Genomic DNA, 26047 nt, shown 5'->3' on the forward strand with positions numbered 1-26047 from the left:
ATGAGCGGTGTGGCAAAAGAGGGAAGCCCGGACCTCCTGACGGAGTGTCCGGGCTTCCTGTGCTCTGCGCGTGTTACTGGTTCTGGCTTTCTCCGCGGTAGTACTCGAAGACCCAGCCCCACAGGCCGATCATGATGATCGGGGCCGAGAAGTAGAGCAGCCACCAGCCGAAGATCACGCCCATGAAGGCGAGCGCGCCACCGATGCCGAGGGAGAGCGGCTGCCAGCTGTGCGGGCTGAAGAAACCGACCTCACCGGCGTCGTCGGCGACGTCGGCCTCCTTGTTGTCCTGGGCGCCCACGTCGACACGCCGGGCCGTGAAGGCCAGGTAGTAGCCGATCATGACGCACAGGCCGAAGCCGAGGAAGAGCGCCGTGGTGCCGGCGGGCTCCTTGGACCACACGCCGTAGACGATGGCCATGGCCAGCACGAAGACGGCCAGCCAGAGGAACATCTTGCCTTGGACCTTCACTTGCCGGCCTCCTTGCCACCAGCGAGGGCCTTCTCACCGTGACCGGCGTTCTCGAGCTGGTCGAGAGCGGCGATCTCCGGGTGGTGCAGGTCGAAGGCGGGGGATTCGGAACGGATCCGCGGCAGCGTGAGGAAGTTGTGCCGCGGCGGCGGGCAGGACGTGGCCCACTCCAGCGAACGGCCGTAACCCCACGGGTCGTCGACCTCGACCTTCTTGCCGTACTTGGCCGTCTTCCAGACGTTGTACATGAAGGGAAGCATCGACAGACCGAGTACGAACGAGCTGATCGTCGAGATCGTGTTCAGGGCGGTGAAGCCGTCGGCCGCGAGATAGTCCGCGTAACGACGGGGCATGCCCTCGGCACCCAGCCAGTGCTGGACGAGGAAGGTGCCGTGGAAGCCGATGAACAGCGTCCAGAAGGTGATCTTGCCGAGGCGTTCGTCGAGCATCTTGCCGGTGAACTTCGGCCACCAGAAGTGGAAGCCGGAGAACATCGCGAACACCACCGTGCCGAACACCACGTAGTGGAAGTGCGCCACCACGAAGTACGAGTCCGAGACGTGGAAGTCCATCGGCGGCGAGGCCAGGATGACACCGGTCAGACCACCGAAGGTGAAGGTGATCAGGAAGCCCGTCGCCCAGAGCATCGGGGTCTCGAAACTCAAGGACCCCTTCCACATCGTGCCGATCCAGTTGAAGAACTTCACACCGGTCGGCACGGCGATGAGGAACGTCATGAAGGAGAAGAACGGCAGCAGCACCCCGCCGGTGACGTACATGTGGTGGGCCCACACCGTCACCGACAGGCCCGCGATCGCGATGGTCGCGCCGATCAGGCCCATGTAGCCGAACATCGGCTTGCGGGAGAAGACCGGGATGACCTCGCTGATGATGCCGAAGAACGGCAGCGCGATGATGTACACCTCTGGATGCCCGAAGAACCAGAACAGGTGCTGCCACAGCAACGCTCCGCCGTTGGCGGCGTCGAAGATGTGTGCGCCGAATTTCCGATCCGCCTCCAGCGCGAACAGCGCGGCGGCCAGGACGGGGAAGGCGAGCAGCACGAGGACCGCGGTGAGCAGCACGTTCCACACGAAGATCGGCATGCGGAACATCGTCATGCCGGGGGCGCGCATGCAGATGATGGTGGTGATGAAGTTGACCGCGCCCAGGATGGTGCCGAAGCCGGAGAACGCCAGACCCATGATCCACATGTCGGCGCCGATGCCCGGCGAGCGCACCGCGTCGGAGAGCGGGCTGTAGGCGAACCAGCCGAAGTCGGCCGCGCCCTGCGGGGTGAGGAAACCGCCGACCGCGATCAGCGAGCCGAACAGGTACAGCCAGTAGGCGAACATGTTCAGCCGCGGGAACGCCACATCGGGCGCGCCGATCTGCAGCGGCATGATCCAGTTGGTGAAACCGGCGAACAGCGGCGTCGCGAACATCAGCAGCATGATCGTGCCGTGCATCGTGAACGCCTGGTTGAACTGCTCGTTCGACATGATCTGCGTGCCCGGACGGGCCAGCTCGGCGCGCATGAACAGCGCCATCACGCCACCGATGCAGAAGAACGCGAACGACGTGACCAGGTACAACGTACCGATCGTCTTGTGGTCGGTGGTGGTGAGCCACTTGATCACAACGTTGCCGGGCTGCTTGCGCCGTACCGGTAGCTCGTTCTCGTACGAGTCTTCGGCCGCGGCGGCACCCTGAGGTTCATTGAGGATGCTCACAGGTTGTTCGTCTCCCGGTTCTTCTCGTGGTCCGTCTGCTCGATACCGGCCGGGACGTAACCGGTCTGACCCTTCTCGGCGAGCTCCTTGAGGTGGGCCTCGTAGCGCTCGGGAGAGACGACCTTCACGTTGAACAGCATCCGGGAGTGGTCGACGCCGCAGAGCTCGGCGCACTTGCCCATGAAGGTGCCCTCCTTGTTGGGAGTCACCTGGAAGGAGTTGGTGTGGCCCGGGATGACGTCCTGCTTCATGAGGAACGGCACCACCCAGAAGGAGTGGATGACGTCACGCGAAGTGAGGACGAAGCGGACCGTCTTGCCCTTGGGGAGCCAGAGGGTCGGACCGGGGTTGCCGTTCTGCGGGTTCTTCGTGGCAGGCGTACCGACGTCGTAGACGCCGCCGGCGTTCTCCGGGAACTGCTCCTTGAACCTGTTCGGAATCGCGTCCAGGTTCTCGTCGGTCTTCGCGTCACCGGTCGAGCCGTCGACGTTCTCGATGTAGTTGAAGCCCCAGCTCCACTGGAAGCCGACGACGTTGACCGTCACGTCGGGCTTCTTGTCGAGGCTGAGGAGCTTCGTCTCGTCGCGGGCCGTGAAGTAGAAGAGCACCGAGACGATGATGAGCGGGACCACCGTGTACAGCGCCTCGATGGGCATGTTGTACCGGGTCTGCGGAGGAACTTCGACCTTGGTGCGGCTGCGCCGGTGGAAGAACGCACTCCACAGGATCAGGCCCCAGACCAGCACGCCCGTGACGAGCGCTGCAGCCCACGAGCCCTGCCACAGGGAGAGGATCCGCGGAGCCTCTTCCGTGGTCGGGGTGGGCATACCAAGACGGGGAAAGTCCTTGTATGTGCAACCGGTGGCGGTCGCCAGGACCAGGCCCGCAGTCAGTGCCTGCAGCAGCTTCCGCCGCATCGGGCGCCGCGGCGAGCGGTCGGAGCCGTAGGGACTCACGTAGCGCCTTCCCGAGAGTCTCGCCCGCGCTGTTGGCTGCGGCCTTCTCGCTGGTCGGTCGCCGCCCTGCGTCGGGCAGGGGTTTGGATGTTTATGCGGACCAAACCCTACTGGACGCTTTTTGGGGTCGCGCGGGGAGGGTCCCCAACGCGCCGCGGCTCACCCCGAAGGGGTGGAATGCGGGGCTCCGGGCCGTATGTGACGGCCCGTCGCGGGGCGGCTGTGACCTCGGGGGGTTCGGTTCGTCGGCGGGTGCGGGTGCGATGTGGTTGCTCGCGCAGTTCCCCGCGCCCCTGAAGACGAAAGACGGGGCTGCGCCCACGTTTTTCGTCTTGGGGGCGGTAGCCCCTGCTTTTCAGGGGCGCGGGGAACTGCGCGACCAGCCCCCACCCACCCGCACCCGACGAACAGCCCCATGCACCCATACCCCTCCACACCGCATAGCGTGAGGCCGTGTCCTACTTCGACGCCGCATCCTCCGCCCCCCTCCACCCCGTGGCCCGCCAGGCCCTGCAGGCCTCCCTGGACGAGGGCTGGGCCGACCCGGCCCGCCTCTACCGGGAGGGACGGCGGGCGCGGCTCCTCCTGGACGCCGCCCGCGAGGCCGCCGCGGAGGCGATCGGCTGTCGCCCGGACGAGCTGGTGTTCACCACCTCCGGCACACGGGCGGTCCACACCGCGATCGCCGGCACGCTCGCGGGACGCCACCGCACCGGACGCCACCTGATCGTGTCCGCGGTCGAACATTCTTCGGTGCTCCATTCGGCCGAGACACACCGGGGCCAGGGCGGCACGGTGTCCGAAGTGCCCGTTCTGCGCACGGGCATGGTCTCCCCCGACGCGTACGCCGAGGCCCTGCGCCCCGACACCGCGCTCGCGTGTCTCCAGTCCGCCAACCACGAGGTGGGTACGGAGCAGCCGGTGGCCGCCGTCGCCGAGGCGTGCCGCGCGGCGGGCGTACCCCTTCTGGTGGACGCGGCGCAGTCGCTGGCCTGGGGGCAGGTCGAGGGCGGCTGGTCACTGCTGACGGGCAGCGCCCACAAGTGGGGCGGCCCCGCCGGGGTCGGGCTGCTCGTCGTGCGCAAGGGAGTGCGGTACGCCCCTCAAGGCCCGGCCGACGAACGGGAGTCAGGGCGTGCCCCCGGCTTCGAGAACATCCCCGGGATCGTCGCCGCGGCGGCCTCGCTGCGGGCCGTACGCGCGGAGGCGGCCACCGAGTCGGCCCGGCTGCGGGAGCTGACGGACCGGATCCGTGCGCGGGTGCCGGAACTGGTCCCGGATGTGGAGGTGGTGGGCGACCCGGTGCGTCGGCTCCCCCATCTCCTCACCTTCTCCTGTCTCTATGTCGACGGAGAGACTCTGCTGCACGAGCTGGACCGCGAGGGTTTCTCGGTGTCGTCCGGATCGTCCTGCACGAGCAGCACGCTGACGCCGAGCCATGTCCTCAAGGCCATGGGCATACTGAGCGAGGGCAACGTCCGGGTGTCCCTCCCGCTCGGCACCCCGGCACAGGACGTGGACCGCTTCCTGGACGTCCTGCCCCGCACGGTCGCGGCGGTCCGCGAGAAGCTGGGCGCCCCGGCGAGCGCCCCCGCCGTGACCGTCGTCCAGGACGACTCCCTTGTCGTGGACGCCCTCGGCAAGCGCTGCCCGATCCCGGTGATCGAACTCGCCAAGGTGATCACCGACGTCCCCGTCGGCGGCACGGTCCGCGTCCTCTCCGACGACGAGGCCGCCCGCCTGGACATCCCGGCCTGGTGCGAAATGCGAAACCAGGAGTACGTGGGAGAGGAACCGACAGAGGGCGGAACGGCATACGTGGTCCGCCGGAAGACGCCGTAGTCGCCTCAGGTGCGCGGGGCCGTATCCATTTGCGGCTCCCGCGCACCGGCGTCTTTCAGGGGCGCGGGGAACTGCGCGACCAGCCCCCACGCACCCGCACCCACACCCACACCCACACCCACACCCACACCCACAATCAAACGGACGCGCCCCACGAAAAGGGCACCGGCACTAAGCCAGGTGCCCTTGAACCTCCGCCGCCGCGTCATGCCCGTACGCCTTCGTGAACCGGTCCAGGAAGTGCGACCGCTTCAACTGGTACTCCTGTGTCCCCTTGGTCTCGATGACGAGCGTCGCGAGCATGCAGCCCACCTGCGCAGCCCGCTCGTGCGAGACCCCCCAGGCCAGCCCCGACAGGAACCCGGCCCGGAAGGCGTCCCCGACCCCGGTGGGGTCGACCTTCGCCGTCTCCTCGGGCACACCGACCTCGATCGTGTCCGCCCCGACCCCCTCGATCCGCACACCACGCGCCCCGAGGGTGGTCACCCGGTGGCCGACCCTCGAAAGGATCTCCGCGTCGCTCCAGCCGGTCTTGGACTCGATGAGCCCCTTCTCGTACTCGTTCGAGAAGAGGTACGTCGCTCCGTCGAGCAGCAGCCGGATCTCGTCGCCGTTCATGCGCGCGATCTGCTGGGAGAAGTCGGCGGCGAAGGGGATCGAGCGGGTCCGGCACTCCTCGGTGTGCCGGAGCATGCCCTCGGGGTCGTCCGCGCCGATCAGGACCAGGTCGAGTCCGCCCACCCGGTCGGCGACCGCCTTGAGCTCGATGAGGCGGGCCTCGCTCATGGCGCCGGTGTAGAAGGAGCCGATCTGGTTGTGGTCGGCATCCGTGGTGCAGACGAAGCGCGCGGTGTGCAGCACCTCGGAGATCCGTACGGACGCGGTGTCGACGCCGTGCCGGTCCAGCCAGGCGCGGTACTCGTCGAAGTCGGAGCCCGCCGCCCCGACCAGGATCGGCGAGGTGCCGAGCTGGCCCATGCCGAAGGCGATGTTCGCACCCACACCGCCCCGGCGTACGTCGAGATTGTCGACCAGGAAGGAGAGGGAGACCGTGTGCAGCTGATCCGCGACCAGCTGGTCGGCAAAGCGGCCGGGGAAGGTCATGAGGTGGTCTGTGGCGATGGAGCCCGAGACTGCGATACGCACGGCTAGGACACGCTCCTGCGAGGAGGGAGATTGACATCTAACGCTATCGGGTCCGCGCCGCGGCTTCGAAGCAGGCAAAACTACCCAATAGTAGGGCTTTTGTCGTAGGGCATGCGGTGCTTACGGTTCCGCTATGACGAACCTCAAGATCCATCGCGACGCTCCGCTCGATCTCGACGGCGGTCTGGCCGAGCTGCGGGGCGACTGCGCCCGCATGGTCCCGCACTGGTCGGCTCCCGCCAGGATCACCGCGCTGCCGGTGTCCCCGTCACTCATCCATGGCGTGACGGTGCCGTCGGCTTCCGCCCGGATGCTGGACGCGATGTCGGACTACGGAGACTAAGCGCTCCGCGGGGAGGCCGGATCGGACCTGCGGGCCGGCTGTGGCTGGTCGCGCAGTTCCCCGCGCCCCTAAAAACGTGAGCGGCGCCAATTAGGGAACCGCGCGCTCCCCCGTCGCGTCCCATCGCTGTCCCCCGTAAAGGGGAGGCAGGATACGACCCTGCTGTGTCCTGACCCGGTCAGGGCGGGTCTCATGGGACAGCGGTGCGGCAGAAGGAGCGATGCGGTGGACAGCGAGCGACCCGACAACGACGCGGCCGAGGCCGCCGACGAGGAAAAGCCACGCAGGCGGCATTCGCCGGTGGTCGTCGCCTCGGTCGCGGCCGCCGTGCTGCTCGCCGGGGGCGGCGGGGCGTACTTCGCCACGACCGCGTCCGGCGGCGGCGGAAGCAAGGACAGCTCCGGTACGCCCGGCGAGGACGGCACCCCGCCGCCGCTCGCCCTGGACGGCTACGCCGAGGGCGGCGCGAAGGACACGGGCGGCACGGACGGCATCGCGCCCGGCGAGCCCGACCCGAACGGCGCGGCCTACCGGGCCGAGGGCGAACTCCCCGACGGCCCCTCCTCCGCGGCCGTCCACCGTGCGAAGGGCGAGGTCACTTCGGCCGAGGTGGCGAAGCTGGCCAAGGCCCTGGGCGTGGAGGGCACACCGAAGGCGGAGGGCGACGCCTGGCTGGTCGGCGCCACGAAGGACGGTTCCGGTCCGGGTCTGCGGGTGACCAAGAAGGCACCCGGCACCTGGACGTTCAACCGCTTCGTGCCCGGCACCGACAACTGCAAGAGCACCACGGTGTGCGCGAGCGGGACGGCCAAGGGCACCGAGAGCGGCGCCAAGGGTGCCGGGACCGAACCGGTGAGCGTGGCCGCCGCGAAGAAGGCCGCCGCGCCCGTTCTCAAGGCGGCCGGCCAGGACGACGCCAAGCTCGACGCGAGCCAGCTCATGGACGCCGTACGCGTGGTGAACGCGGACCCGAAGGTGGGCGGACTGCCGACGTACGGCTGGTCGACCGGCCTCCAGATCGGCCCGGACGGGCAAGTGGTGGGCGGCAGCGGCCAGTTGAAAACACCGGCGAAGAGCGACACGTACCCCGTCATCAGTGCCGAGAAGACCCTCGCCCTGCTGAACGGGTCCGGGACGGGCGGCGGGCGCGTGGGCATCGGCGGGTGCGCGAGCCCCGTACCGCTGAAGGACAAGGACGAGAAGCCCTGCGAGACGTCGACCGTGGCGCCGAAGCCCGAGACGGTCGTCGTCGAGGACGCCGTGTTCGGTCTGGCCACGCACTTCGTGGACGGGCGGCAGGCGCTGGTGCCGTCCTGGCTCTTCGAGGTACGGCCCACTGGGGCGGGTGACAGCTTCACCGTCACGCATCCCGCGGTCGACCCGCGGTATCTGACCTCTCCGAAGCCTCCCGGTGTCATCCCGAGCGACGACCCGACAGTGGCTCCGAGCCCGCGGCCGAGCGAGCCGGGCGGCGGGACGACGGGGGCGCCGAAGACCGAGACCCGGGATGTCCGGGTCGAGGGCTACAGCGCGGACGGCAGGGAACTGACCGTGCGCTTCACGGGCGGGGTGTGCAGTGACTACAAGGCCTCGGCGCAGGAGTCCGGCGGCAAGGTGACCGTCCGGGTGACCGAGACGCTGAAGACGGACCAGGTCTGCATCCTGATCGCCAAGGTCTTCCACGAGAAGGTCGAGCTCAAGGAATCGCTCGGAGAGCGGAAGGTCGTCGACACGGACGGCAAGGCCGTACCGCTGGAGAAGGACCTGCCGAACCCGGCCGGGACGAGGTAGGCAGCCGGGGACACCCGGCCACCCGTACGCCAAAGGCGGCGCCCTGTTGGAGGGGGCGCCGCCTTTCGGTGTCGTTCGGGACGACGGACCCGGCCGTCATCCGTCAAACGCAAGCAGCAGGCTTAGCTGAAGGAGTCGCCGCAGGCGCAGGAACCCGTCGCGTTCGGGTTGTCGATCGTGAAGCCCTGCTTCTCGATGGTGTCCACGAAGTCGATGGAGGCGCCGCCCAGGTACGGAGCGCTCATGCGGTCGGTGACGACCTTCACGCTGCCGAACTCCTTGACGACATCGCCGTCGAGGGAGCGCTCGTCGAAGAAGAGCTGGTACCGCAGGCCGGAGCAGCCGCCGGGCTGAACGGCGACACGCAGCGCCAGGTCGTCGCGGCCTTCCTGCTCCAGCAGGCCCTTGACCTTGGCCGCGGCGGCGTCCGACAGGAGGATGCCGTCGCTCACGGTGGTGGTCTCGTCCGATACGGACATCTGCTTCTCTCCCGGGTTGTACGGAGACTGCTTGCCGACGGTTGCAACCGCCGGGGCCGCGGATTCATTCCGCGCCGAGCGTTGAGTCTTTGGCTTCTCTCTTCATGCTCGCACACCCGCCCGGAAGCGGAAAACGTCCTGTGGACAACCACCCCGCATACCACCTCGCGGGATTCACGTCACATGGACGCTATGGGCATCGTCAAAGTGACGTGAAGCGGTTATGATAGATAACGTCATTTCGACGAAAAGGCTTGTTCTGCTTGATCGTTCCAGTCGGTCGATCCAAGCGGGCCGCAGAACAGAAAGGGTGCGTGTCGTGACCACCGCCCAGACCCAGGAGCTCGACGTACAGCCGACGCCCCTCGCCCTGCTGCTCCTCGGCCGTGAGGCCGACCCGAGGAGCGAGCGCGGCGTCGAATGTCCCGGTGACCTGCCCTCGCCGTCCGACCCGGACCTGGTCGAGCGCGCCCGCGCGGCCAAGGAGAAGCTCGGGAGCAAGGTCTTCGTCCTCGGCCACCACTACCAGCGCGACGAGGTCATCCAGTTCGCGGACGTCACGGGTGACTCCTTCAAGCTGGCCAAGGACGCCGCCGCGCGCCCCGAGGCCGAGTACATCGTGTTCTGCGGTGTGCACTTCATGGCCGAGTCTGCGGACATCCTGACCTCCGACGACCAGAAGGTCGTCCTGCCCGACCTGGCCGCCGGCTGCTCGATGGCCGACATGGCCACCGCCGAGCAGGTCGCCGAGTGCTGGGACGTGCTGACCGAGGCCGGGATAGCCGAGCAGGTCGTGCCCGTCTCGTACATGAACTCCTCCGCGGACATCAAGGCGTTCACCGGCAAGCACGGGGGCACGATCTGCACCTCGTCCAACGCCCAGCGGGCCCTGGAGTGGGCCTTCGAGCAGGGCGAGAAGGTGCTCTTCCTGCCCGACCAGCACCTGGGCCGCAACACGGCCGTCCGCGACATGGGGATGACCCTGGAGGACTGCGTCCTCTACAACCCGCACAAGCCGAACGGCGGGCTCACGGCCGAGCAGCTCCGCGACGCCAAGATGATCCTGTGGCGGGGCCACTGCTCGGTGCACGGCCGTTTCTCCGTCGACTCGGTCAACGACGTGCGCGCCCGGATCCCCGGTGTGAACGTGCTGGTGCACCCCGAGTGCAAGCACGAGGTCGTCGAGGCGGCCGACTACGTGGGTTCCACGGAGTACATCATCAAGGCCCTGGAAGCGGCTCCGGCCGGTTCCAAGTGGGCGATCGGCACGGAGCTGAATCTCGTACGACGGCTGGCGAACCGGTTCGCGAGCGAGGACAAGGAGGTCGTCTTCCTCGACAAGACGGTCTGCTTCTGCTCGACCATGAACCGCATCGACCTCCCCCACCTGGTCTGGACCCTGGAGTCCCTGGCCGAGGGCAACCTCGTCAATCGCATCGAGGTGGACCGGGAAACCGAGCAGTTCGCCAAGCTGGCGCTTGAGCGGATGCTGGCGCTGCCGTAAAGCCAAAAAGACTGCGCAGTTCCCCGCGCCCCTTTTCAGGGGCGCGGGGAACTGCGCAATCGGGTACCTACACCCCCACTGGCTCCCGCTCGGCGGCAGCCTCGCGCTTCGCGGACTTCTTCTTCGCGCGGCGCTCCTTGCGGAGTTCGACCATCGCGTAGAGCGTCGGCACCAGGAGCAGCGTCAGCAGGGTCGACGTGATCAGACCGCCGATCACCACCACCGCCAGCGGCTGGGCGATGAAGCCGCCCTCGCCGGTGATGCCCAGGGCCATCGGGAGCAGGGCGAAGATGGTCGCCAGGGCCGTCATGAGGATCGGGCGCAGGCGGTGCCGGCCGCCTTCCACCACGGCCTCGACAACCCCGTAACCCTGCTTGCGGTACTGGTTGATCAGGTCGATCAGCACGATCGCGTTGGTCACGACGATGCCGATGAGCATCAGCATGCCGATCATCGACGGCACACCCATCGGCGTACCGGTGATGACCAGCAGACCGATCGCACCCGTCGCCGCGAACGGGATCGAGACGAGCAGGATCAGCGGCTGGATCAGCGACCGGAAGGTCGCGACCAGCAGCATGAAGACGATCGCGATCGCCGCGAGCATCGCGAGGCCGAGGGACGCGAACGCGTCGTCCTGGTCCTCGGACACACCGCCGATGGCGGCCGTGGCTCCGGCCGGCAGCTTCAGCTTGTCGAGCTTGGCCGTGAGGTCGGCGCTGACCGCGCCCGTGTTGTCACCGGTCGGCTTCGCCGAGATGGTGGCGGCGCGCTGACCGTCGATACGGGTCATCGAGACCGGCCCGTCGACCAGCTTCACCGTCGCGATGTCACCGAGCTTCACGGGCCCGAGGCTGAGGCTCCTCAGCTCGGACAGCGTCTCGGCCGGCTTCGCCGACCTGATGACGACGTCGCGCTCGGTGTCGTCCAGGATCGCCTTGCCGCTGGTGGTGCCGCGCACCGCCTGGGCGACGGCCGCGCCGAGGGTCGTGTCGTTGAACCCGGCCGCGGCGGCCTTGTCGTTGGCCCTGACCGAGATCCGCGGCACGGACTGGGCCAGGTCGCTGGTGACGTCGGTGACGTCGTCGAGCCCGGCGACCGCGTCGCGGACCTCCTCGGCGGCCTCGCGGAGCACGGCGGCGTCGGCCGACTTCACCACGACGCTCAGGTCCTGGCTGCCGAAGCCGTCACCGGCCGCGACCGTCGTCGTACCGATCCCGGAGAGCTTGCCGAGCCCCTCCTCGATACCGTCCTGGACGTCGTCGAAGGAGGCCGAATCGGCGACCTTGACGGTGTAGGAGGCCTGGTTGGTGTCCGTGCCCCCGCCGAACGCGGCCATGAAGCCGGAGGAGCCGACCGTGACCTGGTAGTCCTCGACGCCCTTGACGCCGTCGAGCATCTTCTCGACCTTCTTGGCCTCGGCGTCGGTCGCCGCCAGGCTGGTGCCCGGCTTCAACTCCTGCTTGACCGTGATGACTTCCTGCTCGCCCTGGTCGAAGAAGTTCGTCTTCAGCAGGGGCGTCATGCCGAACGTACCGACGAGGACCACCACCGCGATCGCCACGCTGGTGAGGCGGCGGCGGGTCGCGAAGCGCAGCACCGGCACGTAGAGGCGCTGGAGGCGGCTGCGCGCCTCCTTCTCCTCGGCCTTGCGGCGCGCTTCCTCCGGGTCGATGCCGCGCACGTCCTTGGGGGCGCGCAGGAACCAGTACGAGAGCACCGGTACGACCGTCAGCGAGACGAGCAGCGAGGCCAGCAGGGCCGCCGTGACGGTGAGGGAGAACGAGCCGAACAGCTCGCCGACCATGCCGCCGGTGAGACCGATGGGCAGGAACACCGCGACCGTGGTGAGCGTCGAGGAGGTGACCGCGCCCGCGACCTCGCGTACGGCCTTGAGGATCGCCTCCTGGCGCTCCTCGCCGTAGCCGAGGTGCCGCTTGATGTTCTCCAGGACCACGATCGAGTCGTCGACGACCCGGCCGATGGCGATGGTCAGAGCGCCCAGCGTGAGGATGTTGAGCGACTCGCTGCGGGTCCACAGCACGATCAGCGCGAGGACGACCGACAGCGGGATGGAGACCGCGGTGACCAGCGTCGAGCGGATCGACGCCAGGAAGACCAGGATGACCAGGACCGCGAAGAGCAGACCGAGGGCGCCCTCGGTGGTCAGGCCCTTGATGGACTTGGAGACGGCCGGGCCCTGGTCGCTGACGACGGTCAGCGTCGCGCCGGAGCCGAGGTCCTTGCGCAGGCCGGACAGCTTGTCCTGGACCGCGTCGGAGACCGCGACCGCGCTGCCGTCGTGGTCCATGGTGACGGAGACGGCGAGGCTGGGCCTGCCGTCGGTGCGGGTGATGGAGTCCGCCCTGGCGGGCTCCTCCTCGACGGTGGCGATGTCACCGAGGCGTACGGGCTTCTTGCCGCCCTCGCCGGTGACCATCAGGTCCTGGATCTGCTTCAGCGAGGTGAAGCCGCCGCCGACCTGGACCGTGCGGTTGCTGCCGTCCTCGTCGAAGGAACCGGCCGGGAGGGTCGCGCCGCCCGCCTGGAGTGCCTGGCCGAGCGCGGCCGTGTTCAGCCCCGCCCGCGCCAGCTTCGCGTCGTCGGGCGTGACCGAGACCTGCAGGTCCTGTACGCCGTCGACGGTGACCTGGCCGACGCCGTCGATGTCCTTCAGCGCGGGGACGACCGTGCGGTCGAGCTGGTCGGAGAGGGCCTGCTGGTCCTTGTCGGAGGTGACGGCCAGCACCACGGTCGGGATGTCGTCGGTGGAACCGGCGACGACCTGCGGGTCCACGTCGTCCGGGAGCTGCACCCGGGCGCGGTTCACGGCCTGCTGGACGTCGGCGACGATCCGGGCGGAGTCGTTGCCGTAGTCGAAGGAGGCCATGATCAGGGCGTTGCCCTCGCTGGCCGTGGAGGTGACGCCGGAGATCCCGTCGACCGCTTCGAGGTTGTCCTCGATGGGCTCGACGACCTGCTTCTCGACCACGTCGGGGGACGCGCCCTGGTACGGCGCGATCACCGACACCATGGGCAGTTCGATGGTGGGCAGCAGCTGCTGCTTGAGCTGCGGGATGGCTATCGCCCCGAAGGCCAGGGCGATGATCGACATCAGCCCGATGAGGGCACGTTGGGCGAGGCTGAAGCGGGACAGCCAGGACATGGGTGGCGGGTCTCTCTTCTGTGGCTTGAGTCTTTGGAGCGGCAGAATGGGCTCATGTGAGCGTCCGCCTATCACTCTGAGCCATGGCCGGGGCCCGACCGTCGCCCCCAGGTCTCGTTCCTTATGCGGCGCATACCGCGCCCGCAGTACGTGCGGGTGGAGCTCACTCCACCCTTGGGCGTACCAGTCCGGACTCGTACGCGATGACCACCAGCTGTGCCCGGTCGCGGGCTCCCAGCTTGGCCATGGCCCGGTTGACGTGCGTCTTCACCGTGAGCGGGCTGACGGTGAGGCGTTCGGCGATCTCGTCGTTGGAGTGCCCGCCGGCGACCTGGACGAGGACCTCGCGCTCGCGGACGGTCAGCGCTTCGAGGCGTTCGGCGCGGCCGGGGTCCCGGTCGTCGTCATCGCCGTCGCCCTGGGCGAGGAACTTCGCGATCAGCCCCTTGGTGGCGGCCGGCGACAGCAGCGCCTCGCCGCCCGCCGCGATCCGGATCGCGTTGAGCAGCTCGTCCGGCTCGGAGCCCTTGCCGAGGAACCCGGAGGCTCCGGCGCGCAGCGACTGCACCACGTACTCGTCGACCTCGAAGGTCGTCAGCATCACGACCCGTACGTGGGCGAGGCCCGGGTCCGCGCTGATGAGCCGGGTCGCGGCGAGACCGTCGGTGCCGGGCATACGGATGTCCATGAGCACGACGTCGGCCCGCTCGTCGCGGGCCAGCCGCACGGCCTCCGCCCCGTCCGAGGCCTCTCCGACGACCTCCATGTCGGGCTCGGAGTCGACCAGCACACGGAACGCGCTGCGCAGCAGTGCCTGGTCGTCGGCGAGCAGGACGCGGATGGTCATGCGGGGTCCCCCGTGGGTGCCGTGGTCGAGGCCGCCGGGCTGGATGCCGGTGCGGGTGGAGGTGCGGGTGCGGGTGCCGCCGCGGTGGACGCGGTGCTTCCGGTGCGGCTCTTGACCGGCAGGATCGCATGCACCCGGAAGCCGCCTCCGTATCGGGGTCCGGCGGTGCAGACGCCGTTCAGCGCGGTGACCCGTTCGCGCATGCCGAGCAGTCCGTGGCCGCCGTTCTCCTCCAGACGGGCCTCCGCGTCGTCGCCCGGCCCGTTGTCGAGGACGGTGATCTCCACGTTCGGTCCCACGCGTACGACGCTGACCTCGGCCTTCGCTTCGGCGCCCGCGTGCTTCTGCACGTTGGTGAGGGCTTCCTGGATGATGCGGTACGCGGCCAGGTCGACGGCTGCGGGGAGGGTGGTGCCGTGGTCGGTGCGGGCCACCTCCACGGGCAGGCCCGCGTTGCGGAAGGTGCCGACGAGCTCGTCGAGGCGATGCAGGCCCGGGGCGGGTTCGGTGGGGGCCTCGGGGTCGCCGGACTGTCTCAACAGGCCGACCGTGGCGCGGAGTTCGTTGAGCGCGGAGCGGCTGGCCTCGCGGACGTGGGCGAGGGCTTCCTTGGCCTGGTCGGGGCGCTTGTCCATGACGTGCGCGGCCACTCCGGCCTGCACGTTGACGAGGGCGATGTGGTGGGCGACGACGTCGTGCAGATCGCGGGCGATGCGGAGGCGTTCCTCGGCGACGCGGCGGCGGGCCTCCTCCTCGCGGGTGCGCTCGGCGCGCTCGGCTCTTTCCCGTATGGCGTGCACGAAGGCGCGGCGGCTGCGGACCGCGTCGCCCGCGGCGGCGGCCATGCCGGTCCAGGCGAAGATGCCGAGGTTCTCCTGCGCGTACCAGGGCAGGGGGCCGACGAGCATGGCGATGCCGGTCAGGACCGTCATGGTGAGGAGGCCCACGCGCCAGGTGGTGGGCCGGTCGGTGGCCGACGCGACCGTGTAGAGGGCGACGACGGCGGACATCACCACGGGGGCCCTGGGGTCGCCCGTCACGAACTCCACGACCGACAGGGCGCTCGTCGCGGCGAGGACCCTCAGGGGGTGGCCTCGGCGGAAGACCAGGGCGGTCGCGGCCAGCAGCATGAGGGTGAGGCTGAGGATGTCGGGGGTGCGGGCGCCCCAGTCCGGGCCGCCGTGTCGTCCGTTCGGCTCCGCGAACGAGCCGACGACCATGCAGGCGAGGACTGCTGCCGCGAGGGCGCCGTCCACCACCAGCGGGTATGCCCGCAGGCGGTTCTGGGCGCGCTCCAGTGTGCTCACGATTGTTTACGGTACGGGGCCCTTGCAGGGGGCGGAACCGGTGCCACCTGGAATCGGAGCCGGGGCTCCGCCCCGGACCCCGTGGGGGTGCGTTTTCGGGTGCGGGTCCGGTTGTGGCTTGTCGCGCAGTTCCCCGCGCCCCTAAAGACCCAAAGACCTAGGGGCGCGGGGAACTGCGCAGCGGGGGTTCGGGGGCGAGGAAAGTCAGCCGGGGATCAAGCCGTCGTCGTTCAGCATTTCCCGGACCTCGGAGAGTGTCGCGTCCGGGGACGGGAGGATCAGTTCGGAGGGTTCCAGGGCGTCGTCGGGGAGTGGCGCGCCCAGACGGCGGACCGCGTCGAGGAGCGCCCCCAGCGTGCGCCGGAAGCCCTCCTCGTCACCGGACTCCATCTCCGCCAGGAGCTCGTCGTCCAGCTTGTTCAGTTCGGTGAGGTGGCCGTCGTCCAGCCTCACCTGTCCCTCCCCCATGATCCGTACGATCATGACGCCCTCCTCGGCGTGGGACTACTGCCTGCGGCTACTGCTTGTCGAAGCGCGGAGTGTCCTGCGGCTGCTGCTTGGACTGAGTCTGGTCCTTGCCGCCCTCGATCGCCTGCTGGGAGGAGGAACCGCCGGCCAGCTCGGCCTTCATGCGCTGGAGCTCCAGCTCCACGTCCGTGCCGCCGGAGAGCCGGTCGAGCTCGGTCTGGATGTCGTCCTTGGCGAGCCCGGAGGAGTCGTCGAGGGCGCCGGAGGCGAGCAGCTCGTCGATGGCACCGGCGCGCGCCTGGAGCTGCGCGGTCTTGTCCTCGGCACGCTGGATGGCCATGCCGACGTCGCCCATCTCCTCGGAGATGCCCGAGAAGGCCTCGCCGATCCGGGTCTGCGCCTGGGCGGCCGTGTATGTCGCCTTGATCGTTTCCTTCTTGGTCCGGAAGGCGTCGACCTTGGCCTGGAGCCGCTGCGCCGCGAGGGTGAGCTTCTCCTCCTCGCCCTGGAGGGTCTGGTGCTGCGTCTCCAGGTCGGTGACCTGCTGCTGGAGCGCGGCACGGCGCGAGAGCGCCTCACGGGCCAGGTCCTCACGACCCAGCGCGAGCGCCTTGCGCCCCTGGTCCTCCAGCTTGGAGGACTGGTTCTGAAGCTGGTTCAGCTGCAGCTCCAGGCGCTTTCGGGAGGTCGCCACATCGGCGACTCCCCGGCGCACCTTCTGCAGCAGCTCCAGCTGCTTCTGGTACGAGTAGTCGAGGGTTTCGCGCGGGTCCTCGGCCCGGTCAAGGGCCTTGTTCGCCTTCGCGCGGAAGATCATCCCCATACGCTTCATGACACCGCTCATGGGCTTCGCGCGCCCCCTTCTGACGGACTCCAGCTCCAGCGACTGCAACAGAACCCACAGTACGGGCCCTGCATCCATTACCGCACTGTTCGGGGACGGATGCGCTCATCCCCAAGGACGACTGTGAATGATCTTGCTCCGGCGTAGGGAGTAGGTGTCCCCCTGGGTTCGTCCCGGGGTCGGCCGGGAGAACCGTGGGCAGCCACCCCTTTTCGGGCCCCTCTGTCCCCCTACAGACGACCGGTGTTGCCGGATCGTTCCCCACTCGGCTGACGTCCATGCCTCCGTACCCCTTACCCTTGGGTTTTGTGTTCCGTAGCCGTGCCAAGGATGAGAAGGCCCACGCCGACAAGGCGCCGGTGACCGACTCCACTCAGCCCCGTGACCCGCAGGCCCCCAAGGGTCGGCCCACGCCCAAGCGCAGTGAGGCCCAGACCCAGCGCCGAAGCGTGGCCAATACGCCGACGACGCGCAAGGAGGCCGCCAAGCGGCAGCGTGACGATCGCCGTACCCAGATGGCGAAGCAGCGCGAAGCGCTGGCCAGTGGGGACGAGCGCTATCTGCCCGCCCGTGACAAGGGCCCCGTGCGCAAGTTCGCGCGCGACTTCATCGACTCGCGGTTCTGCATCGCCGAGTTCTTCCTGCCGCTGGCGGTGATCATCCTCGTTCTGAGCATGGTCCAGATCGCCCAGCTGCAGAACGTGGCGCTGCTGCTGTGGCTCTTCGTGATCGTGATGATCGTGGTCGACTCGATCGGTATCGCGATCCGCATGAAGAAGCAGCTGAACGCGCGCTACCCGGACGAGCCCAAGCGCGGCGCGGTCGCCTACGCACTGATGCGCAGCCTCCAGATGCGTCGCCTGCGGCTGCCGAAGCCGCAGGTCAAGCGCGGAGAGCGGCCCTGAGCGCGGCATCCTTCGCGGGGGGCGCGGCCGATGCCTGGCTGAGCAAGCTGGGCGGCCTGCGTGATGTCGTACGGCAGGAACTGGTCGCCCGGCAGCTCGACGAGCAGATAGCCGGGCGGTTCCCCGTCGGGCAGCGGCTGCGTGTGCTCGACGTGGGCATGGGCCAGGGCACGCAGGCGCTGCGGCTGGCCCGGGCCGGGCATCAGGTCACGGGGGTCGAGCAGGACTCCACGATGATCGCCGTCGCGCGTGAGAGCCTCGCGGCCGAGCCGGAGGGGATCCGCGGCCGGGTGCGGCTCGTCGAGAGCGACGGGCGGGACACCGGGGTCCACTTCCTGCCGGGCAGCTTCGACGTGGTGCTCTGCCACGGCGTGCTGATGTACGTCGAGGAGCCCGACCCCCTCCTCGCCGGGCTCGCCCGGATGCTGGCCCCCGGCGGACTGCTCTCCCTGCTCGTGCGGAACGCCGACGCGCTGGCCATGCGGCCGGGGCTGGCCGGCGACTGGGCGGGCACCCTGGCGTCCTTCGACACCAGCGCGTACACGAACCGCCTCGGACTCGACGTACGGGCCGACCGGCTCGACGCGCTCACCGGCACCCTCGCCGGGATCGGGGCACCGCTGCACGCCTGGTACGGCGTGCGGGTCTTCACGGACACGGCCGCGGACGACGCGGCCGTCCCGGACGACGTGGAAACGCTGCTGGCCGCCGAGGAGCGGGCCGGGCGGACGGATCCGTACCGCCAAGTGGCGGCCCTGCTTCACCTGTGCGGCGTACGGGGCTGAGAACCCCCTGTTCGGCCCCGCACCGCAGGCCGGACCCACCGCCCCGGGGCAAGACTCGGGGCATGGATGACGCGTCGCCCGCCCGGCCCCGTGGCCGTGGCTCCACCCGGGTTCTTCCCTTGGTCGTCGGCTGCTGCTGTGTGGTCCTGCTCGGCGGGTGTTCCGGCAGTGCGGCGCCGACCGGCGCCGAAGGGGGCACCGAGGCCGCCCGGGCCGCCGCACCCCGGGCCGCGAACGATCTGCAGGACGACTACCAGAAGGTGATCAAGAACGTCCTGCCGTCGGTCGTGCAGATCCAGGCGACCAGTGATCTGGGCTCCGGGGTCGTGTACGACGACAAGGGGCACATCGTCACGAACGCGCATGTGGTCGGGGACGAGAAGACCTTCAAAGTGACGACGGCCAACAGCGAGGACGAGTTGACCGCGAAGCTCGTCTCCACGTACCCGCAGCAGGATCTCGCGGTCATCAAGCTGGACCGGAAGCCGGAAGGACTGAAGGCGGCCGGGTTCGGGGACTCCTCGAAGGTGGCCGTCGGCCAGATCGTGCTGGCGATGGGCTCGCCGCTCGGGCTGTCGTCCAGCGTCACCCAGGGCATCGTGTCGGCGACCGGACGCACCGTCAGCGAGGGCAGTACGGACGGCGGCACGGGCGCCACCATCGCCAACATGGTGCAGACGTCGGCCGCGATCAACCCGGGCAACAGCGGTGGGGCCCTCGTCGACCTCGACGGGCAGGTCATCGGCATCCCGACGCTCGCCGCGACCGATCCCGGCATGGGCGAGGGCGCTGCGGCGGGCATCGGCTTCGCGATTCCCGCGTCGATGGTGCGCACGGTCGCCGACCAGATCGTCAAGGACGGCAGGGTCACCGATTCGGGGCGGGCCGCGCTCGGCATCACCGCCCGGACCGTGGTGGGCGCCGACTACCGGCCCGCCGGGGTCGCGGTCGTCGAGGTCAAGGACGGCGGTGCGGCCGCGAACGCGGGGATCGAGCGGGGGGACGTCATCATCGGGCTGGGTGACACCGGGATCACCACGGTCACCTCGCTCTCCGAGGCGCTCGCGGACCGGAAGCCGGGCGGGAAGGTGCGGGTGACGTACACACGTGACGGTGACGAGAAGAGCGCCGAGGTGACGCTCGGCGAGCAGTGACCCTGCGGGTGGTCCCCCGCGGGTGGTCCCCCGCGGATGGCCGGCCGTGTCGCCGGCTGTGTCGCGGCCTTCGGCGGGTGGTGCGGGCGGGCGGCGCGGGGGCCGCGGTCGTTCGTACGGCCGCGGCCCTCACGCGTATGGGCTACGGGGGCCTAGGAAGCCTCTGCGTGCAGGCTCATCGGGCCGTAGATCTCCGTGGCGTCCTCGGAGAGCCGGACCTGGTCCGCCCCCGCCTCGGCCAGCGCCTTCCAGTGTTCGCCGAGCCAGGACTCCGCGTCGCCCTGGGTGGTGAACTCCTCGGGCTGGACCGCGGGCTGGACTTCCGTCCCGTCGGCCTTCTCGAACCGCCACGTCCATGCCGCCATGTCAGCCTCCCAAAAGTTCCCAGCAAGATCGGGCTCTTGCCCTGCAGCCTAGGTGTTCTGTTGGTTGTCCGGTGTTCAAGGGTGCAGGTCGAGAAGTGTTGTGTGTTGTCTGCGGGTTGGTGGGGGCTTGTCGCGCAGTTCCCCGCGCCCCTGAAGAAAGGCGGGCCATCGTGCCCCCTGACGCGCAGGACCCGGAGTGACGCGGAAAAATCAGAGTCGTGGAAGTTACTTTGCTTGGTACCGGTGGGCCCTCGGGGCTGCCTCGGCCCGACTGTCCCTGTGCTGCCTGTGCGGTGGCGCTGGGTGTGGATGCCCGGGCGGCTGCCGCTCTGCTGGTTGACGGGGCCCTGTTGCTGGATCTGACGCCGGGGGCCGCCTTTGCCGCGGCTCGGGCCGGGCGGTCGTTGGGCGGGGTGCGGCAGGTGTTGTTGTCGCATCCGCACAACGGGCCCGCGGTGGAGGTGCCGGCGGGACTGCCTCAGCCGGGGCGGGTGCCGGACGGGCGGGAGCTGGCGCTGCTGACGGGGCATCGGGTGCGGGCGCTGCCGATGGACGCACCGGGCACCGGGTACGCGGTGACGGGGCCCGACGGGCAGCGGCTGCTGTATCTGCCGCCGGGCGCGGCCCCCGCGGGTCTTGAGGAGTCGGCCGGGACGTACGACATGGTGGTCGCCGATGTCGTCGGGCGGCCGGACGCGCTGGCCCGGCTGCGGCTGGCGGGGGCCGTCGGACCGGCCACGGACGTGATCGCGGTGCACCTCGACCACGACGTGCCGCCCGGCCGGGAACTGACGCGGCGGCTCGCGGCGGCGGGGGCACGGGCGGTGCCGGACGGTACGACGCTGACCGTGGGGGTCTACGAGGACGTGCCCGACGTGCCCCGGCGGACCCTGGTGCTCGGCGGGGCCCGGTCCGGGAAGTCCGTGGAGGCCGAGCGGCGCCTGGAGGCCTTCCCCGACGTGCTGTACGTGGCGACCGGCGGGACGCGGAACGGGGACGGTGAGTGGGCCGCCCGGGTGCACGCCCATCGTGAGCGGCGGCCCGGCTCCTGGCGTACCGCCGAGACCTGTGACCTCGTACCCCTGTTGAAGGACGACGGGGCGCCGCTGCTCGTCGACTGTCTGTCGTTGTGGCTGACGGACGCGATGGACTCGGTGAACGCGTGGGACGACGACGAGTGGGGCGGTGGCGGTGAGCGTGCGCTGCGGGCCCGGGTGGAGGAGCTGACGGCCGCCGTCCGCGAGACCCGCCGCACGGTGGTCGCCGTCTCCAACGAGGTCGGCTCCGGCATCGTCCCCGCCACCCCCTCCGGCCGCCGCTACCGCGACGAACTCGGCCGCCTCAACGCGGCGTTCGCGACCGAGTGCGAGCACGTGCTGCTGGTGGTGGCGGGCCAGGCACTCACCCTGAAGGGCTAGGCGGCCGAGGGGCTAGGCGGCCGAAGGGCGGGGTGTGTGCCTGCCTGCCGTCTTGCGGGCGATGATGCGGTACGCGTTCGAGAAGCGGGTGCGGCGCAGGAGCGGGGCCAGGACATGGTCCAGGGCGAAGGCGGAGGCCAGCAGCGGGGTGGTGGCCCGGGTCAGGGCCGTACGGAGGGTGCGCTGGAGGTCGCTCGGCGGGCTCGGGCGCCAGGGCTCGTCGCCGCCCGGCAGCCGGTTGCCGATCGCGAGGGCCAGGGCGCCCGTCAGGTCGTACGGGATGTGCGGTTCGCGGCGGTCCGTGGAGACGACCGTGCAGCCGAGCTCGTCGAGTTCGTCGAGCAGGTTGCGCAGCGGCATGAGGTGGAGGTGCTGCGGCTGGCAGTAGGACACCCACCACTTGCCGAGCAGCGCCCCGAACGCGCAGTCCGGGTCCGGGACTTCGACGAGCAGATGCCCGCCGGGACGCAGTACGGCGAGCGCGGCGCGCAGTTCCTCGCGCGGGTCGGGGCTGTGCTCCAGGTGGTGGAACATGCTGACCACGTCGTAGCGGGCGCGCAGCCGGTCGACCAGGTCGGGCAGCCGGCCGTGGTGCGCCTCCTCGACCCGGCCCGCCGTCCGTGCCTGCTCGACGCGCGAGGTGGGGTCGAGCCCGTCGAACGACGTGTACATGTACAACTCCTTGGCCGCCGCCGGGAAGTGGCCGTGGCCGGTGCCGACGTCGAGCCAGCTCTCGGGCTCCGGGTAGGGGAGCATCGCGCGGGCGGCGGCCTCGTGGCGTCTGCGTCCGGCGCGGGTGCGCAGGATCCGCTCGGCGAAGCCCTCGTGGGTGTCGTGGTGCTCGTGGCCCTCGTAGAAGTCCCGGTAGTAGAAGGCCAGGCCCTCGGCGGTGAGGCGGGGGTTCTGGAAGGCGTGGGCGCAGTCCTCGCACTCGTCGACGACGAAGGTGCCGGGCTTGTGCTGGAGCAGGTCCGGGGTGCGCAGGCGGGTCCGCAGCCGCCGGGAGCCGCACCAGGGGCAGTCGGGGCGGCGGGGCTCGTGGAAGTGGTCGGTGCCCTGGGCGAGTTCGCTGAGATACGCGGCGCGGCGCCGGGCGACGGTCTGCTGGGCGGGAGGTGTGGGGGGTGTGGCGGGTGCGGGAAATGTGGCGGGTGTGGGGGGCATGGTCTGTCTGCTCCTGCCGGTCCGACGCGGTACGACCCTGTAGAGGCTGATATGAGCTACTACCGGTCGATACAAACCGGTATGACAATCCACTGCAAACCGGAACGTATGGGATAGCGATCTTCGATGCAACGACCCCGTGCAGCGCACTGACCGACCGTCAGGAGACCGGCCCGATCACTGCCGGTACTGTTCGGCGAATGAGCTCGCTTAATCTCGACGACTTCACCGATCTGATCGAGCGCCCCGACGGCGGTGTGCGCCGTGACGCCGAGGCGCGCCGGGAGCGGCAGGTCGTGCCGCCCGGGGCGCTGGGACGCCTCGACGACCTCGGTGAATGGCTGGCGGCCGCGCAGTCGGCCGTGCCGGTGCGGGCGATCGAGCGTCCGCGTGTGGTGCTGTTCGCGGGTGACCACGGGGTCGCCTCACTGGGGGTGTCGGCGCGGCCCGCGGGGGGCGCGGACGAGCTGGTGCGCGCCGTGCTCGACGGTTCGAGCCCCGTCTCGGTGCTGGCCCGGCGGCTCGGGGTGCCCGTGCGCGTGGTGGACATGGCCCTCGACTGCGATCCGGAGAGCCTGCCCGACGAGGTCGTACGGCATCGGGTGCGGCGCGGCTCCGGGCGCATCGACGTGGAGGACGCGCTGACCCTGGAGGAGGCGGAGGCCGCCTTCCGCGCGGGGGTCGCCGTCGCGGACGCGGAGGCGGACTCCGGGACCGACCTCGTCGTGCTCGGGGACGTGAGCGTCGGGGGGACCACCGCCGCGGCCGTGCTCATCGCGGCGCTGTGCGGTACCGACGCGTCGGTCGTCACCGGGCGTGGGGGGCGGGCGATTGACGACCTCGCCTGGATGCGGAAGTGCGCGGCGGTTCGCGACGCTCTGCGTCGCGCTCGGCCCGTTCTCGGGGATCAGCTGCAGTTGCTCGCGGCGGTGGGCGGGGCCGACCTTGCCGCGATCACCGGGTTCCTGTTGCAGAGTGCCGCGCGGAAGACTCCCGTGATCCTCGACGGGGTTGTGTCCGCGGCCTGTGCGCTGGTGGGGCAGCGGGTTGCCTTCCGGGCGCCGGACTGGTGGCTGGCGGGCCAGACCAGTGGTGAGCCGGCCCAGGCGAAGGCGTTCGACCGGATGGCGCTCGAACCGCTGCTCGATCACGGGGTGACTGTCGGGGAGGGGGCGGGGGCGTTGCTCGCGCTGCCGTTGGTACAGGCTGCGGCCGCATTGGCAGCGGAGCTGCCGGAGAGCCCGGAGGGCTCCGAAGACCCCGAGAAGGAATAGCGGCTTGGGGGTGGTTCGTCGGGTGCGGGCCGGTGGGGGCTGGTCGCGCAGTTCCCCGCGCCCCTAAAGACAAAAGCCGGGCTGCGCCGTGGCTTTTGTCTTTAGGGGGCGGTAGCCCCTGCCTTTAAGGGGCGCGGGGAACTGCGCGAGCAACCCCCACCCACCCGCACCCGCCCCCCAACGCAACCACCCCACCCGCTAGGCGCCCGCGCACAACAACGCCCCATATGATCCCGTTTCATGGGAAGCGCCCGAATCGCTGTCAAGCAAACCCCGGCTCCGGAGCCAGAGCGGGCCCCCGCCCGCACAGGCGACACCGCCCGCCCGACCACCCCCGCCTCCCGGCGGGCAGCCGCGTTCGCCGTCTGGTACCTCCGCCTCGTCGCGTTCCTCAACCTCCTGAGCGCCGTATGGGTCTCCCTCGGCCAGGACGTACGCCGCCACAACACGGAGAACTACTTCACCCCGTACCTCCTGACGGCAGGCTTCGCGTCGGGCGCGTTCACGATGTTCCTGGCGATCACGATGCGCCGCCGCAAACGAGCCGCCTGGATCCTCAACCTCGTACTCAGCGGGCTCTTCCTGTTGCTGTTCGCCTTCGCGATGGTCTTCCCGGAGATCCGCGCGTACCCCCAGAACTGGATCTCCCTCGCCCTGACGGCGACCTTCGTGGCGTCCCTGCTCGTCGGCCGGCGCGAGTTCTACGCGAAGGGCGACCGCTCGAACCCGAAGCTGGCGGCGGCCGTCGCGGTCGGCGGACTGCTGCTCTGCTCGCTGCTCGCCGCGCTCCTGGTGACCGTCACGAACGACGCGCACGACGCCGACCGTTCGACCTTCCCCGACCGCTGGCGCTACGGCACCCTGCGGCTGATCTCGGTCGCCGCCGACGAGTCCCGCTTCCCCGGGATCACCTCTCCCAACTGGGTGAACGTCACCATCAACGTGCTCAGCACCCTGCTGGTCCTGGCCGTCTTCTACGCGGCCTTCCGTTCCCGGCGCGCCGTCGACCCGCTCACCGAGGGCGACGAGGAGCGGCTGCGGGCGCTGCTCGACAGGAACGGTGACCGTGACTCGCTCGGTTACTTCGCGCTGCGCCGCGAGAAGAGCGTGGTGTGGTCGCCGACCGGCAAGGCGGCCGTCGTCTACCGCGTCGTGAGCGGTGTCTCGCTGGCCTCCGGCGACCCGATCGGCGATCCCGAGGCGTGGCCCGGCGCCATCGACCCCTGGCTCGCCGAGGCGCGCGCCCACGGCTGGATCCCGGCGGTGATGGGCGCGAGCGAGGAGGCGGGGACCATCTACGCACGCCACGGCCTCGACGCGCTGGAGCTCGGTGACGAGGCGATTGTCGAGACGGCCGAGTTCACGCTGGAGGGGCGGGCCATGCGGACCGTCCGCCAGGCCTACAACCGCGTCCAGCGCGCCGGCTACCAGGTCCGCGTCCGGCGCCACGAGGACATCCCGGCCGACGAGATGGCGTACCTGCTGAAGCGGGCCGACGACTGGCGGGACGGGGCCACCGAGCGGGGCTTCAGCATGGCGCTCGGGCGGCTCGGGGATCCGGGCGACGGCCGGTGCGTCATGCTCGAATGCACGAACAGCCGCACGGGAGAAGGCGCGGGAGAAGGCACGGACGAGCTGAGAGCGGTGCTCTCCTTCGTGCCCTGGGGGCCGCACGGGCTCTCCCTCGACCTCATGCGGCGGGACCGGGACTCCGAGAACGGACTGATGGAGTTCATGGTCATCGAGCTCCTCCAGCGGGCCCCCGAGATCGGGATCACGCAGGTCTCGCTCAACTTCGCGATGTTCCGTTCCGTCTTCGAACGTGGCGCGCGTCTCGGCGCGGGCCCGGTACTGCGGCTGTGGAGGTCGCTCCTCAGCTTCTTCTCTCGCTGGTGGCAGATCGAGTCGCTGTACCGCGCCAACGCCAAGTACCGGCCCATCTGGGAACCGCGGTTCCTGCTCTTCGAGAAGAGCGGTGACCTGCCGCGCATCGGCATCGCCGCGGCCCGAGCGGAGGGGTTCCTGGAGGCACCGGGACTGCCGAAGTGGCTGCACCGCAAGCACCTGGAGTCGCACAGATGAGT

At 69.9% G+C, this 26047-nt stretch carries 22 protein-coding genes; 10 read left to right on the forward strand and 12 right to left on the reverse strand.

What is annotated here, in order from left to right:
• Positions 1-73: 73 nt before the first annotated feature.
• The 3 genes from ACFWXQ_RS41740 to coxB are packed head-to-tail and all read right to left on the reverse strand — an operon-like array spanning position 74 to position 3161.
• On the reverse strand, positions 74-472 hold the full coding sequence (locus ACFWXQ_RS41740; RefSeq protein ID WP_200398769.1) for a cytochrome c oxidase subunit 4: 399 nt from the start codon (positions 470-472) through the stop codon (positions 74-76).
• Complete coding sequence (gene ctaD, locus ACFWXQ_RS41745; protein ID WP_384097024.1) at positions 469-2205, reverse strand: cytochrome c oxidase subunit I; 1737 nt, start codon at positions 2203-2205, stop codon at positions 469-471. Before ctaD ends, ACFWXQ_RS41740 begins: the two co-directional genes overlap by 4 nt.
• Positions 2202-3161, reverse strand: a complete 960-nt coding sequence (gene coxB / locus ACFWXQ_RS41750) for a cytochrome c oxidase subunit II (protein WP_383955124.1) — start codon at positions 3159-3161, stop codon at positions 2202-2204. Before coxB ends, ctaD begins: the two co-directional genes overlap by 4 nt.
• A gap of 453 nt (positions 3162-3614) precedes the next feature.
• Between coxB and ACFWXQ_RS41755 the strand changes: the two genes are divergently transcribed.
• A complete protein-coding gene (locus tag ACFWXQ_RS41755; protein ID WP_383955122.1) occupies positions 3615-5003 on the forward strand; it encodes a cysteine desulfurase/sulfurtransferase TusA family protein in 1389 nt (462 codons plus the stop codon).
• A gap of 171 nt (positions 5004-5174) precedes the next feature.
• Here the strand turns inward: ACFWXQ_RS41755 and ACFWXQ_RS41760 are convergent, their stop codons facing one another.
• Positions 5175-6149, reverse strand: a complete 975-nt coding sequence (locus ACFWXQ_RS41760; protein ID WP_143631121.1) for a carbohydrate kinase family protein — start codon at positions 6147-6149, stop codon at positions 5175-5177.
• A gap of 133 nt (positions 6150-6282) precedes the next feature.
• On the opposite strand from ACFWXQ_RS41760, the gene ACFWXQ_RS41765 reads away from it, so the two are divergent.
• Positions 6283-6492, forward strand: coding sequence for a hypothetical protein (locus tag ACFWXQ_RS41765; RefSeq protein ID WP_383955119.1), 210 nt, complete (start codon positions 6283-6285; stop codon positions 6490-6492).
• 225 nt (positions 6493-6717) lie between these two features.
• Positions 6718-8283 (forward strand): hypothetical protein, encoded by a 1566-nt coding sequence (locus tag ACFWXQ_RS41770; protein ID WP_383955117.1) that lies wholly within the window; start codon positions 6718-6720, stop codon positions 8281-8283.
• Between the two features lie 122 nt (positions 8284-8405).
• On the opposite strand, the gene ACFWXQ_RS41775 is transcribed toward ACFWXQ_RS41770, so the two are convergent.
• Positions 8406-8762, reverse strand: coding sequence for an iron-sulfur cluster assembly accessory protein (locus ACFWXQ_RS41775; protein ID WP_200398763.1), 357 nt, complete (start codon positions 8760-8762; stop codon positions 8406-8408).
• A 319-nt stretch (positions 8763-9081) separates the two neighbouring features.
• Between ACFWXQ_RS41775 and nadA the strand changes: the two genes are divergently transcribed.
• Positions 9082-10266 (forward strand): quinolinate synthase NadA, encoded by a 1185-nt coding sequence (gene nadA, locus ACFWXQ_RS41780; protein ID WP_383955115.1) that lies wholly within the window; start codon positions 9082-9084, stop codon positions 10264-10266.
• 67 nt (positions 10267-10333) lie between these two features.
• Here the strand turns inward: nadA and ACFWXQ_RS41785 are convergent, their stop codons facing one another.
• From ACFWXQ_RS41785 to ACFWXQ_RS41805, 5 genes are all read right to left on the reverse strand, one after another.
• Positions 10334-13432 (reverse strand): efflux RND transporter permease subunit, encoded by a 3099-nt coding sequence (locus ACFWXQ_RS41785; RefSeq protein ID WP_383956390.1) that lies wholly within the window; start codon positions 13430-13432, stop codon positions 10334-10336.
• Between the two features lie 163 nt (positions 13433-13595).
• Positions 13596-14279 (reverse strand): response regulator transcription factor, encoded by a 684-nt coding sequence (locus tag ACFWXQ_RS41790; protein ID WP_189838320.1) that lies wholly within the window; start codon positions 14277-14279, stop codon positions 13596-13598.
• Positions 14276-15586 (reverse strand): sensor histidine kinase, encoded by a 1311-nt coding sequence (locus ACFWXQ_RS41795; RefSeq protein ID WP_383956387.1) that lies wholly within the window; start codon positions 15584-15586, stop codon positions 14276-14278. Before ACFWXQ_RS41795 ends, ACFWXQ_RS41790 begins: the two co-directional genes overlap by 4 nt.
• Positions 15587-15790: 204 nt before the next feature.
• On the reverse strand, positions 15791-16069 hold the full coding sequence (locus ACFWXQ_RS41800) for a hypothetical protein (protein WP_383955088.1): 279 nt from the start codon (positions 16067-16069) through the stop codon (positions 15791-15793).
• Positions 16070-16103: 34 nt separating this feature from the next.
• A complete protein-coding gene (locus ACFWXQ_RS41805; protein WP_361060591.1) occupies positions 16104-16898 on the reverse strand; it encodes a PspA/IM30 family protein in 795 nt (264 codons plus the stop codon).
• A gap of 278 nt (positions 16899-17176) precedes the next feature.
• Between ACFWXQ_RS41805 and ACFWXQ_RS41810 the strand changes: the two genes are divergently transcribed.
• The 3 genes from ACFWXQ_RS41810 to ACFWXQ_RS41820 all read left to right on the forward strand — a co-directional run bounded on the left by ACFWXQ_RS41810 (position 17177) and on the right by ACFWXQ_RS41820 (position 19742).
• Positions 17177-17803 carry a DUF3043 domain-containing protein gene (locus ACFWXQ_RS41810; RefSeq protein WP_383955090.1) on the forward strand — a complete coding sequence of 209 codons (627 nt, stop codon included), beginning with the start codon at positions 17177-17179 and terminating at the stop codon, positions 17801-17803.
• 80 nt (positions 17804-17883) lie between these two features.
• Complete coding sequence (locus ACFWXQ_RS41815) at positions 17884-18588, forward strand: class I SAM-dependent methyltransferase (protein ID WP_383955101.1); 705 nt, start codon at positions 17884-17886, stop codon at positions 18586-18588.
• Between the two features lie 62 nt (positions 18589-18650).
• Positions 18651-19742: a S1C family serine protease gene (locus tag ACFWXQ_RS41820; RefSeq protein WP_383955092.1), complete on the forward strand. Its 1092-nt coding sequence runs from the start codon at positions 18651-18653 to the stop codon at positions 19740-19742.
• Between the two features lie 152 nt (positions 19743-19894).
• Here ACFWXQ_RS41820 and ACFWXQ_RS41825 read toward each other — a convergent pair whose 3' ends face one another.
• Positions 19895-20107 carry a hypothetical protein gene (locus ACFWXQ_RS41825; protein ID WP_055618417.1) on the reverse strand — a complete coding sequence of 71 codons (213 nt, stop codon included), beginning with the start codon at positions 20105-20107 and terminating at the stop codon, positions 19895-19897.
• 218 nt (positions 20108-20325) lie between these two features.
• Between ACFWXQ_RS41825 and ACFWXQ_RS41830 the strand changes: the two genes are divergently transcribed.
• Positions 20326-21525 (forward strand): bifunctional adenosylcobinamide kinase/adenosylcobinamide-phosphate guanylyltransferase, encoded by a 1200-nt coding sequence (locus ACFWXQ_RS41830; RefSeq protein WP_386270306.1) that lies wholly within the window; start codon positions 20326-20328, stop codon positions 21523-21525.
• Between the two features lie 12 nt (positions 21526-21537).
• On the opposite strand, the gene ACFWXQ_RS41835 is transcribed toward ACFWXQ_RS41830, so the two are convergent.
• On the reverse strand, positions 21538-22689 hold the full coding sequence (locus ACFWXQ_RS41835; RefSeq protein ID WP_383955097.1) for a class I SAM-dependent methyltransferase: 1152 nt from the start codon (positions 22687-22689) through the stop codon (positions 21538-21540).
• Positions 22690-22889: 200 nt separating this feature from the next.
• Between ACFWXQ_RS41835 and cobT the strand changes: the two genes are divergently transcribed.
• Together cobT and ACFWXQ_RS41845 are read left to right on the forward strand one after the other, a co-directional pair.
• Positions 22890-23963, forward strand: coding sequence for a nicotinate-nucleotide--dimethylbenzimidazole phosphoribosyltransferase (gene cobT / locus ACFWXQ_RS41840; RefSeq protein ID WP_383955099.1), 1074 nt, complete (start codon positions 22890-22892; stop codon positions 23961-23963).
• 240 nt (positions 23964-24203) lie between these two features.
• On the forward strand, positions 24204-26045 hold the full coding sequence (locus tag ACFWXQ_RS41845) for a phosphatidylglycerol lysyltransferase domain-containing protein (protein WP_383956823.1): 1842 nt from the start codon (positions 24204-24206) through the stop codon (positions 26043-26045).
• The last annotated feature ends 2 nt before the right edge of the window (positions 26046-26047 follow it).

The organism is Streptomyces sp. NPDC058697 (genome assembly GCF_042715345.1).
Classification (GTDB): Bacteria; Actinomycetota; Actinomycetes; order Streptomycetales; family Streptomycetaceae; genus Streptomyces; species Streptomyces liliifuscus.